This window comes from Comamonas odontotermitis (assembly GCF_040396735.1).
Lineage (GTDB): Bacteria > Pseudomonadota > Gammaproteobacteria > Burkholderiales > Burkholderiaceae_C > Comamonas > Comamonas odontotermitis_C.
The window spans coordinates 1-10,083 of the sequence record NZ_JBEBNZ010000054.1 but is presented as its reverse complement, the minus strand read 5'-3'; the positions used below and the strand labels follow the sequence as shown (position 1 = coordinate 10,083).

Annotated in this window: 9 protein-coding genes and 1 pseudogene; 8 read left to right on the top strand and 2 right to left on the bottom strand. The window is 64.3% G+C overall.

What is annotated here, in order from left to right; translation table 11 throughout:
• From ACH2DG_RS20640 to ACH2DG_RS20625, 4 genes are all read left to right on the top strand, one after another.
• Nucleotides 1-494, top strand: a 494-nt coding sequence (locus tag ACH2DG_RS20640; RefSeq protein ID WP_395028445.1) for a TolC family protein, incomplete at its 5' end; no start/stop codon positions are given.
• Between the two features lie 65 nt (nt 495-559).
• A complete protein-coding gene (locus ACH2DG_RS20635; RefSeq protein WP_395028444.1) occupies nt 560-1,291 on the top strand; it encodes a response regulator transcription factor in 732 nt (243 codons plus the stop codon).
• Nucleotides 1,246-2,733, top strand: coding sequence for an ATP-binding protein (locus ACH2DG_RS20630; RefSeq protein WP_395028443.1), 1,488 nt, complete (start codon nt 1,246-1,248; stop codon nt 2,731-2,733). The genes ACH2DG_RS20635 and ACH2DG_RS20630 overlap by 46 nt, the downstream gene beginning before the upstream one ends.
• A 22-nt stretch (nt 2,734-2,755) precedes the next feature.
• Nucleotides 2,756-3,460 (top strand): uracil-DNA glycosylase, encoded by a 705-nt coding sequence (locus ACH2DG_RS20625; RefSeq protein WP_395028442.1) that lies wholly within the window; start codon nt 2,756-2,758, stop codon nt 3,458-3,460.
• 80 nt (nt 3,461-3,540) lie between these two features.
• Here the strand turns inward: ACH2DG_RS20625 and ACH2DG_RS20620 are convergent, their stop codons facing one another.
• On the bottom strand, nt 3,541-4,455 hold the full coding sequence (locus ACH2DG_RS20620; protein ID WP_395028441.1) for a LysR family transcriptional regulator: 915 nt from the start codon (nt 4,453-4,455) through the stop codon (nt 3,541-3,543).
• Nucleotides 4,456-4,868: 413 nt separating this feature from the next.
• Here ACH2DG_RS20620 and ACH2DG_RS20615 point away from each other — a divergent pair, with 413 nt between their 5' ends.
• The 3 genes from ACH2DG_RS20615 to ACH2DG_RS20605 all read left to right on the top strand — a co-directional run bounded on the left by ACH2DG_RS20615 (nt 4,869) and on the right by ACH2DG_RS20605 (nt 8,188).
• A complete protein-coding gene (locus ACH2DG_RS20615; RefSeq protein ID WP_395028449.1) occupies nt 4,869-5,825 on the top strand; it encodes a Bug family tripartite tricarboxylate transporter substrate binding protein in 957 nt (318 codons plus the stop codon).
• 12 nt (nt 5,826-5,837) lie between these two features.
• Nucleotides 5,838-7,439 (top strand): gamma-glutamyltransferase family protein, encoded by a 1,602-nt coding sequence (locus ACH2DG_RS20610; RefSeq protein ID WP_395028440.1) that lies wholly within the window; start codon nt 5,838-5,840, stop codon nt 7,437-7,439.
• Nucleotides 7,440-7,624: 185 nt separating this feature from the next.
• On the top strand, nt 7,625-8,188 hold the full coding sequence (locus ACH2DG_RS20605) for an HdeD family acid-resistance protein (protein WP_395028439.1): 564 nt from the start codon (nt 7,625-7,627) through the stop codon (nt 8,186-8,188).
• 137 nt (nt 8,189-8,325) lie between these two features.
• On the opposite strand, the gene ACH2DG_RS20600 is transcribed toward ACH2DG_RS20605, so the two are convergent.
• Complete coding sequence (locus ACH2DG_RS20600) at nt 8,326-9,162, bottom strand: DMT family transporter (protein WP_395028447.1); 837 nt, start codon at nt 9,160-9,162, stop codon at nt 8,326-8,328.
• Nucleotides 9,163-9,775: 613 nt separating this feature from the next.
• On the opposite strand from ACH2DG_RS20600, the pseudogene ACH2DG_RS20595 reads away from it, so the two are divergent.
• Nucleotides 9,776-10,083 (top strand): annotated as a pseudogene (locus ACH2DG_RS20595) (hypothetical protein); the annotation flags it as partial.

The window sequence follows — 10,083 nt, the reverse complement described above, 5'->3', positions numbered from 1 at the left end:
TGGAGCAGTCGCGCCAGCAGATTGCGCTGCAGCAGCGCGAAGCCATTCCCACGCCATCGCTCAGTTACACCCGCGTCAACCACCGGCAGGATGGACGCTATGGGATTGTCGGCGTGTCGGTGGACATTCCACTGTTCGACCGCAAGCAGGGCGCCATCGACAAGGCGCGTGCCGACGAGATGCAGGCGCAGTACAAGCAGGAGGCCGCCGAGGTGGCGGCGCAGGCCGAGCTGCTGCGCAGTCTTCAGCAGCTGCGCATGGCCAATGAGGCGCTGGAAGCGTTTGAGTCATCGGCCATGTCACAGCTGGAGCAGTTGCGCCGCATGGCACAGGATTCGTACCAGCTGGGCAAGAGCAATGTGCTGGAATTGATCGATGTACTGGATACGCTGCGCGAGCGCTGCATGGACCATCTCGATCTCGTCAAGGACATGCTGGATGCCGAATGGCGTGTGCGGGTGGCCAGTGGCAATGTGCCGCAACTGCTGCCTTGAGTCCACCCAGGCTTGGACGGGAGCGTTCATTCTTCATCCAGCCGGTCACAGGTATAGTTTCGCGTATGGGAGTCGCCAACAGCTTGTCCAACCACCGCTATCTGATCGTCGAAGACGACCCGCTGAACGCGGGCTTCATGGCAGATGGCCTGCGCCAGCAAGGCGCGCAGGTCTGCATATGCAATGAGGGCGTGCGTGGCCTGGCGCTGGCCGTGGGGCAGGAGTGGGATGCAATCGTGCTGGACCGCATGCTCCCTGGCGATTTTGACGGTCTCAAGATCGTGCAGGCCTTGCGTGCCATGGGAAAGCAGACGCCGGTGCTGGTGCTCAGCGCCCTGTCGTCGATCGATGAACGGGTGCGGGGCCTGAAGGCTGGCGGAGATGACTATCTGTCCAAGCCATTTGCGTTTTCCGAACTGGTGGCGCGCATCGAAGCCCTGATGCGCCGCTCGCAGACCGTTGAGAAGCCGCGCGAAATGCAGGTGGAGGACTTGCGCATCAACCTGATGACGCGCAGCGCCGAGCGCGGCGGACAGACCCTGGCGCTGCAGCCGCGCGAGTTTCGCCTGCTGGCCTATCTGATGCAGCATGCAGGCCAGATTGTCACGCGCACCATGTTGCTCGAATCGGTGTGGGACTACCATTTCGACCCGCAGACCAATGTGATCGACGTGCATATTAGCCGCCTGCGCGCCAAGGTGGACAAGGGGCATGCGCTGGCGCTGATCCATACCGTGCGAGGCGTAGGCTATTGCCTGACCACCGACCCGCGTGCACTGATGGCGCAGGGGCTGTGATGGCGCGGGTGCTGCCCTGGCGTTCGCTGGCCTTTCGCCTGGCACTGAGCTATGGATCGATGCTGGTGTTGACTGTGGCGGTCGTGCTGGCGGTGTTCTACGTCCAGATCGTGGGCGTGCTGCGCAACCGGCTGGACCAGTACGCCACGACCCAGCTCAAGCGCCTGCAGGACTATGCGGCTGTGCACGGTGTCAGCGCGCTGCATGGCGAAGTCGATCACCTGTTGCGCGATGGTATCAATACCGATACCGAAATCATCCTGCTGCTCACCCCCGAAGGCAAGACCATCATCGGCAACGCAGACATCGTGCCTGCGCGCCGGCTGACGCAGCTGGGCATGCGCGAGCTCACGGTACAGCGCATGGGACGCCAGGTGGTGGGGCGCGTGCAGGCGGTTTTGCTGCCTGATGGCAACTACCTGGTGGTGGGCAGCGACATGCAGGCGCAGGCCAGTATCGAAGACCTGTTTGCGCGTGCCAGTGGCCTGGTGGTGCTGATCGCGCTGTTGATGGCGGTGGTGGGGGCGGTCAGCTTTCGCCGCCTTGTCGATGCGCGCGCCTCGGGCATCCGCAGCACCATGGCACGCGTGGCAGCGGGGGACCTTGCGCAGCGCATTCCGGTGCAGCGGCAGGAAAAGGACGAGTTCGCACTGCTGAGCCGCGACATCAACAGCATGCTGGAGCGGCTGCAGCAACTGATGGACGGTGTGCGCCACGTCTCCAACACCATTGCGCACAACCTGCGCACGCCGATGACGCGCATTCTGCTGCGCCTGCGCGCGGCGGAGCATGCAGGCGAGGCAGACCAACGCGCCACCCTGCGCCTGGTGGCCGATGAGGTCGCGGAGCTGGGCGTGGTGTTCGACAAGCTGTTGGCAATTGCCGAGGTGGAAAGCGGCGCGCTGCGCCAGGCATTTACCGCTGTCGATGTGGCTGCGCTGCTGGTGGAGCTGCACGAACTGTACGAGCCCCTGGTGCAGGAGCAGGGTGGGAGCATGGCGCTGCAGCTGCCTGCCCCGGAGCCGCGTTCTCCGCAGAGCCAGCAAGGCCCGTGCCTTGCCCTGGGCGATACCAATCTGCTGGCCAGCGCCTTGGCCAATGTGGTGGAGAACGCCATCAAATATGGGGCCCGCGATGGTGCTGGCCCACGCATTGTGCTGCAGGCGCGCCGTGTACCCGCCGCCGATGACGAGGCTGCGGCGCGTGTGGAAATCGTGGTGCAGGACGATGGCTCGGGCGTGGCCGACGCCGATCTGCCCCAGCTGTCGCAGCGTTTTTTTCGGGCGCAGCAACAGCAACCCGGCACCGGTTTGGGCCTGGCGTCGGTGCAGGCTGTGGTGCGTCTGCATGGCGGGCAACTGCGGTTTTGCAATACGCGGCCGGGATTTGCGGTGCAGATTCTGCTGCCGGTAGCGTTGCATTCATCGCACAGCACCTTCTGAGGCCTGCGCTGCAGCGTGCACAATGCGGCCCATGCAACTGACAACCGAAGCCTTTCACAACCACCAGGTCGCCCCGGGCTGGCAGCCCGTGGTGGATGCCTTCTTTGCCAGCCCCAAGGGCCAGCAGCTCACGCAGTTTGTGCAGCAGCGTCTGGATGCGGGCGCGGTGATTTTCCCGCCGCAACCGCTGCGAGCGCTTGAGCTCACGCCGCCCGAGGAGGTGCGCGTGGTCATTCTGGGGCAGGACCCGTACCACGGCCGGGGGCAGGCTGAGGGGCTGGCCTTTTCAGTCGCGCCAGGCGTTCGCCTGCCGCCGTCGTTGCAGAACATCTTCAAGGAAATGCAGCGCGACCTGGGCGTGCCGTTTCCGCCGTTTCCCGAGCCGGGCGGCAGCCTGGTCAAGTGGGCGACGCATGGTGTGCTGCTGCTCAACACCTGCCTCACGGTGGAAGAGGGGCAGGCTGCCAGCCACAGCGGCAAAGGCTGGGAGCAACTGACCGATGCCGTCATCCAGCAGGTGGCACAGGGCGACAGGCCGGTGGTCTTCATGCTGTGGGGCAGCCATGCGCAGAGCAAACGCGTCTTCATTCCGCAAGACCGGGGCCATCTGGTATTGACGAGCAACCACCCCTCGCCACTGTCTGCGCTGCGGCCGCCGGTTCCATTTATCGGCAACGGGCACTTCGGCAAGGCCAAGGCGTTTCGCGAGGCACAGCAGGCCGGTTAGTTCTGCAAAATCATGAAGAAATTGACTGATTGCGCATGTCGGATAAGCGTTAATAGCTATTGAAAGAGGAGCATTTTGCGTCAAGGCGCCAGTTGCTCCACCAGCAACTCCAGAAACGCCTTGGCCGCCACCGGCAGCTGGCGCCCGGCCAGCGTCTGCACTTCGATGTCGCGCAGATCCATGCCTGCGTCGGAAAGCGGCCTCGCGACCAACAGGCCCGCTTCCAGCATGTGCCGGGCGCCGACTTCGCTCGATACGGTGACGCCGCCGCTGTGCAGTACAAAGTTCAGCAAGGTCTTGGCGTGGTTGGTGGTGAGCACGGCATCGAGCTGCAGGCCCTGGCGGCTGCAGGCGAGGTCAATCATCTGGCGGATGGTGGTTTCGGCCGGGGGCAGAGCCAGCGGATGGCGGGCCAGATCGGCCAGCGTGAGCGTGGTTTCCCGGGCCAGTGCATGGTCGGGCCGCAGCACCGCCAGCACGGGGGCGCTCTGGCGGTAGACCACGGCAATGTTCTGCAGTGGCGACATGCTGAAACGCAGGCCGATGTCGGCATCGCCCGCCAGCACCCGGGCCGAGACCTGCAAGGTCGGCACCATGGTCACCTCAAAACGCACGCCAGGGTGCTGGCGCTGGAAGGCGGCGCAGGCCTGGGGCACCAGCTCGTTGGCAAAGGCGTCGGAGGTGGCTATGCGCACCATGCCTGCGCGCAGGCTGTCGAGTGCGTTGATGGCATCAATGGCCTGCTCGGCGTCCAGGCTGATGCGGCGCGCCAGTTGCGCCACGATGAGCCCGGCCGCCGTGGGCACCATGCCGCGCGCATGGCGCTCGAACAAAGGCGTACCCAGCTGCGCCTCCAGCCCGCTGATCTGGCGGCTGATGGCCGAACTGGCGACATGCAGATTGGCAGAGGCTGCGCTCACCGTGCCGCACTGCACCACCTCGTAAAAATAGCGCAGGGCGGTGTCTTGCAGGTGCGAAGGATGGCGCGTGGGCATGGCGGTGTTGCTGAAAATGTGCTGATTGCAATTATTGCATTGCCGAATCGGCAAATGCCCCTTGCCAAATCAGTGATGGCGCCCTGCCGCTGCTGCTTTTACTATCAATGCCTTGAATTGATTCAGAAGCACCACACCGCAGCGCACACAGACACCCAGGTAGGCGCGATGGCTGGCGTTAAGCACGCAGGGCCAATGGCGGGGCAGGGCTTTTTGGTATCCGGTATTTGCGCGGTACGCCTTCGGTACCCCGTTGTGCCCCGTTGTCAGCCACGCTTTTCCCGCTTTTCTGCTTTTTCAGCCTTCCCATGCCACGCACTACCACTCCATCTCCCTGCTCCTTCCATAGCCCTCGGCAGCACATGCAGCGCTCTCCATCGCGCCGGGGCGCAGTTGCCGCTTTGCTTAGTCTCATGGGCCTGGCCGCCTTCGCGGCGCTGCCGCAAGCTGCGCTGGCACAGGGCGGCGGCTGGCCCGAACATGCCATCCGGGTGATCGTGCCCTTCCCGGCGAGCGGCGCCACCGATCTGGTGGCGCGCGTGGTGGCCCAGAAGGTGGCGCAAGAGCTGGGCCAGTCGCTGGTGATCGACAACCGCCCGGGCGCAGGCGGCACCATTGGCACTGCAGAAGCGGCCAAGGCGTCCAATGATGGCTATACGCTGCTCTTTACCACCAGCAGTACGCATGCGATCTCTCCGCACCTGATGCCCAAGCTGGCCTACAAGGCAGACAAGGATTTCACCCCCATCGCCCATGTGGCCGACGCTGCCAGCGTGCTGCTGGTCACGCCGTCGCTGCCCGTCAAGAATGTGCAGGAGCTGATTGCCTACGCCAAGGCCAATCCCGGCAAGCTCAACTACGCCACCAGTGGCAACGGCACCATCGTGCACCTGAACACCGCTGCCTTCGCAGCGCAGGCAGGTGTGCAACTCACCCATGTGCCTTATAAGGGCACGGCGCAGTCCATCAGCGATCTGGCCACCGGCCAGGTGCATATGCTGTTCGACTCCATCCCCACCGGCATGCCGCACGTGGCCAGCGGCCGCCTGCGCGCACTGGCGGTGACGAGCGAGCAGCGCACCAAGCTGGCGCCTGACCTGCCCACGATTGCGGAATCTGGCCTGCCGGGCTATTCGTCTGTCACCTGGTTTGGCGTGTATGGCCCTGCGGGCATGAAGCCCGATCTGGTGGCCAAGGTGAATGCCGCCTTCAACAAGGCGATCCAGACGCCGGAGGTGGCCGCCAACCTGGCCAAGCTGGGCGCCGATGTGGCCAAGCCCGGCACGCCTGCGCAGTTTGCCGATATGGTGAAGGCCGACAGCGCGCGCTGGGCCAAGGTCATCAAGGACAACCACATTACTTTGGAATAAGAAGGCAAAGACATGACAACCATCCATGATTGGGCGCTGCCCTATGCATCGCACCGCTCGTCGGTGCTGGGCCGCAATGTGGTCAGCACCTCGCAACCCCTGGCGGCGCAGGCCGGCCTGCGCATGCTGCTGGCCGGTGGCAACGCGGTAGATGCCGCGCTGGCAGCCGCCATGGCCCTGACGGTGGTGGAACCCACGGGCTGCGGCATCGGCAGCGATGGCTTTGCGATTGTGTGGGACGGCAAGGAGCTGCATGGCCTGAACGCCTCGGGCCGCGCGCCCGCAGGCTGGACGCCCGGGTACTTCGACAAGCTGGGCGGCATTCCCGAAAAAGGCTGGAACGCCGTGACCGTGCCGGGTGCGGTGTCGGCATGGGTGGAGCTGTCCCGCCGCTTTGGCAAGCTGCCCTTTGCGCAGGTGGCGCAACCGGCCATCGACTACGCGCGCAACGGGTTTGCCGTATCGCCCACCATTGCCAAGCTGTGGGCGCTGGGGCTGGCCAAGCTGGGCGATCAACCCGGCTTCCAGGAATGCTTTGCTCCAGGCGGCAGCGCGCCCAAGGCGGGCGAGGTGTTCAAGAGCGAAGCGCATGCCAAAACCCTGGAAGAGATTGCCGCCACCATGGGCGAATCCTTCTACCGGGGCGAACTTGCCAAGAAGATGGCGGCGCACAGCCAGGCCAACGGCGGCGTGATGACCATCGAAGACCTGGCCGCGCACCGCTGCGACTGGGTGGGCACGGTGTCCCAGCCATTTGGCGATTCGGTGATCCACGAGATTCCGCCCAACGGCCAGGGCATCGCCGCGCTGATGGCGCTGGGCATGCTCGATAGCCTGGGCATTGGCAGCGATCCGTTGGACAGTGCGGAAACCGTGCACCTGCAGATCGAGGCGATGAAGCTGGCGCTGGCCGACCTGGCGCAATACAACGCCGATATCGACCACATGCGCGTCAAGCCGCAGCAGGAGCTGCTGAACCCCGCCTATCTGGCAGAACGTGCGCAGTTGATCGACCGCAGCAAGGCCCGTGTGGCCAGCTATGGCGCGCCCCGGCCCGGCGGCACGGTGTACCTGTGCGCATGCGACGAGAGCGGCATGATGGTCTCCTTCATCCAGTCCAACTACATGGGTTTTGGCTCGGGCGTGGTGGTGCCGGGTACCGGCATCAGCCTGCAGAACCGTGGCGCCGGTTTTACCACCGAGGCGGGCCATGCCAACCAGGTGGCACCGGGCAAGCGGCCTTCGCACACCATCATTCCTGCATTTGCGATGCATACCGACGGCACGCCGCAGATGGCCTTTGGCGTGATGGGCGGGCCAATGCAATCGCAAGGCCATGTGCAGATGGCGGTGCGCGTGCTGCGCTATGGCCAGAACCCGCAGGCCGCTGCCGACGCTCCACGCTGGCGCGTGACCGGGGGCAACAAGGTCTCGGTCGAGCCCGGGTTTGATCCGCAGGTGGTGGATGTGCTGCGTGCGCGCGGCCATGAGATCACGGTCGAAGAAGGCAATGGCGTGTTTGCCTTTGGCGGCGCGCAGCTGATTCTGCGAGATGGCGGCCACTACATCGCGGGCTCCGACCCGCGCAAGGACGGGCAGGCGGTTGCCTACTGACCAGGAGAACACGCCCTGCCAGCGCCGCAGCGCCATTGCCTGCGGCGTTTTTTGCCCCGGCAGCAGTCATATGTAGCGGGCAGGCCACGGCTCACCCCCTGGCAGGGCAGGTCGCGGCATTGGACGACGCGCCGCCCGCGCAGGCCTTTGGATAATCGGATGGTTTTATCCACAAGGAGTGAACCATGGCTACCCATCTTCCACTGTCTGATTCATTGCGGCACACCGTCGGCCGCAGCTGGTGGGTGATCTTGCTGTTCGGCATCGTCTCTGCGCTGTTTGGGGTGATGGCGTTGGTCAACCCACTGTCGATGGGCGCGAGCATGACCTGGGCCATCGGCATTCTGGCGGTGGCAGAAGGCGTGGTGGGTCTGATTGGCGCATTTGGCAAGAACGCCGGGGTTTCGCGCGGCTGGATGATTCTCTACGCGCTGATTTCGCTCGCCTTTGGCGTGATGGCGATCGCCAACCCGGTCTCGATGGCGGCCAGCATCGTCATGGTGATGGCGGTGTGGTTCATCGTCTCGGGCGTGATGCGCATCGTGTTCGCCATCCGCGTGCGCGAGGAGATCGACAACGAGTGGATGCTGATTCTGGGCGGTGTGCTGGGCGTCATTCTGGGCGGCCTGATGCTGGCCGCGCCGCTGGCTGGCTTGATCGTCGGCGTGATCTGGATTGGCGTGGGGGCGCTGGTGTACGGCCTCTTGCAGATTTTCGCAGCCTTCAAGGTGCGCAAGCTGGCGTCTTGATGCGTACTGCGTTGTGGCAGTTTCTGGCCCCGCCTTGGCGGGGCTTTTTGCTGGCCGCAATCAGGGGGACAGAAAAGCAATGAAAAAAACATCGCTGGCGCTCATCTGAAAAGCGCGAACAGCTATGAAATGGATAGCTAACGCGATTCCCGTACCGACAGCCAGGCGCTCAGCGCGCCGCCCACGGCAATGGCCACCATCCCCAGCACCGCCCAATGGTCTGGCATGTGGCCGTACAGCAGCCAGCCGGAGAACACCGCGAACGGGATCTGGCTGTAGAGGAAGGGCGAAATGGTTGCCGGCTTGGCGTGTTCGTAGGCCTTGAGCAGCATCAAGTGGCCAATGGTGCTGCCCACGCCCATGGCGAGTGCGCCCAGCCACAGGGCTGCGGTATCGGGCATCTGCCAGAACCAGGGCAGGCTCGCGGTGGTCAGCACCAGGGCGAGCAGGCTGGTGTAGATCTGTGTGGTCAGCGGCCGTTCCTTGCCGGCCATCTGGCTGCTGACGATCTGGTAAGCCGTATTGGCGGCCAGTTGCAGCAGGGGCCAGACGAGGGCGCCGCCGCTGAAATTGGCGCCGCCGGGGCGGATGATGACCACCGTGCCGATAAACCCCATGGCCACCAGCACCCAGCGCAGAGGGCTCACCGGCTGGCGCAGCCACAGCGCGGCCACCAGGGTCATGGCGAGCGGCGTCATTGCCACCACGGCGGTGAACTCGGCCAGCGGCAGGTAGCGCAGGCTCATCATGGCGCAGGCATTGCTGCTGCAAAACAGCGCAGCACGCATTACCTGAAAGCGCGGGTGCGTGGTGCGGAAGATATCCATACCGCTCTGTGCCAGCCCCCAGCTCACCGTGAAGATCGATTGCAGCACGTAACGCAACCACAGCGCCATGAGCAGCGGCAAAATGGCGCCCACGTATTTGGAGCCGGTGTCCAGCAGGCAGAAAAAGGCGCAGGCCGTGACCGTCATGGCAATGCCGGTGAGGGCCGATCCCTTGCCGGGGCGGGGGGCCGAAGGCGGGGGCGTGGTCACTGGCGCCGCATTGCTGGTGGGCGACTGCGGTACTGCGGAGGCAGTCAGGGTCAGATCGCCTGGGCACAGGGCCGCAGGCGCGGGGGAGGCGGTCGGGGAGGTCACGCGGGCTGGTGCAAGGCGCTGCAACCGGTCTCCTGCGGAGTCGAAGGGCTGGCGCGATGGCGCTCCCATTGTAAAAAGCCTGCCGCCATTGGCGAGCCTGCCGTGGTGCCAGGCAGGCGATTTTGCGGTGCCGCTGTCCGGCCTGCGACACCTGCAAAGCCGCACGCGCCATGCAGGAATAAAGGCCTTGCGTTTGGTTGAGGTAGCAACAGCGTGTTACCATTAAATGAGAATGATTCGCATGCGTGTTAATTTTGTGTAAAGCTCGTGCAGCGGCACCCATTTTTCGCGGGGATTGCGGTCATTCCAGTAAATCAACCGCTGGGGCATATGTGGCGGGCGCAAGAAGCTATGAATTGGAGAGCAATCAATAGCATCACGTAGCGATACGGGCTTGGGTCGGATGCATGCATGGGCTGCCAGCTCACCGACCAAAGGATGTTCCATGTCGCGCTTTGCCTTGTCTTCTTCGGGGACTTCGACGTTTTCCGTCAACCGCCGCCAGTCGCTCCTGCAACTGGGCGCGTTGGTGACCCTGCCCTGGGCGGCGAACTCGGCCCTCGCACAGCAAAGCTTCACGGTGCAGCAATCCAATGGCGCGGTGCAGATTCCCGTCAAACCGAAAACCATTCTGGTGTTCGACATGGCGGCGCTCGACTGTCTGCGGGCGCTGGGCGCGCAGGTCAAGGGCGTGCCCGAGGTGGTCAAGTTTCCCCCGGTGCTGGAGCAGTACGCCAGCAAGGACTACACCCG

What these genes read in the sequence shown, in the direction of transcription:
- ACH2DG_RS20635 (WP_395028444.1), top strand. Translation starts at nt 560, where the DNA reads ATGGGAGTCGCCAACAGCTTGTCCAACCACCGCTATCTGATCGTCGAA.
- ACH2DG_RS20615 (WP_395028449.1), top strand. Translation starts at nt 4,869, where the DNA reads ATGGGCCTGGCCGCCTTCGCGGCGCTGCCGCAAGCTGCGCTGGCACAG.
- ACH2DG_RS20600 (WP_395028447.1), bottom strand. Translation starts at nt 9,162, where the DNA reads ATGACGGTCACGGCCTGCGCCTTTTTCTGCCTGCTGGACACCGGCTCC.
- ACH2DG_RS20605 (WP_395028439.1), top strand. Translation starts at nt 7,625, where the DNA reads ATGGCTACCCATCTTCCACTGTCTGATTCATTGCGGCACACCGTCGGC.
- ACH2DG_RS20610 (WP_395028440.1), top strand. Translation starts at nt 5,838, where the DNA reads ATGACAACCATCCATGATTGGGCGCTGCCCTATGCATCGCACCGCTCG.
- ACH2DG_RS20625 (WP_395028442.1), top strand. Translation starts at nt 2,756, where the DNA reads ATGCGGCCCATGCAACTGACAACCGAAGCCTTTCACAACCACCAGGTC.
- ACH2DG_RS20620 (WP_395028441.1), bottom strand. Translation starts at nt 4,455, where the DNA reads ATGCCCACGCGCCATCCTTCGCACCTGCAAGACACCGCCCTGCGCTAT.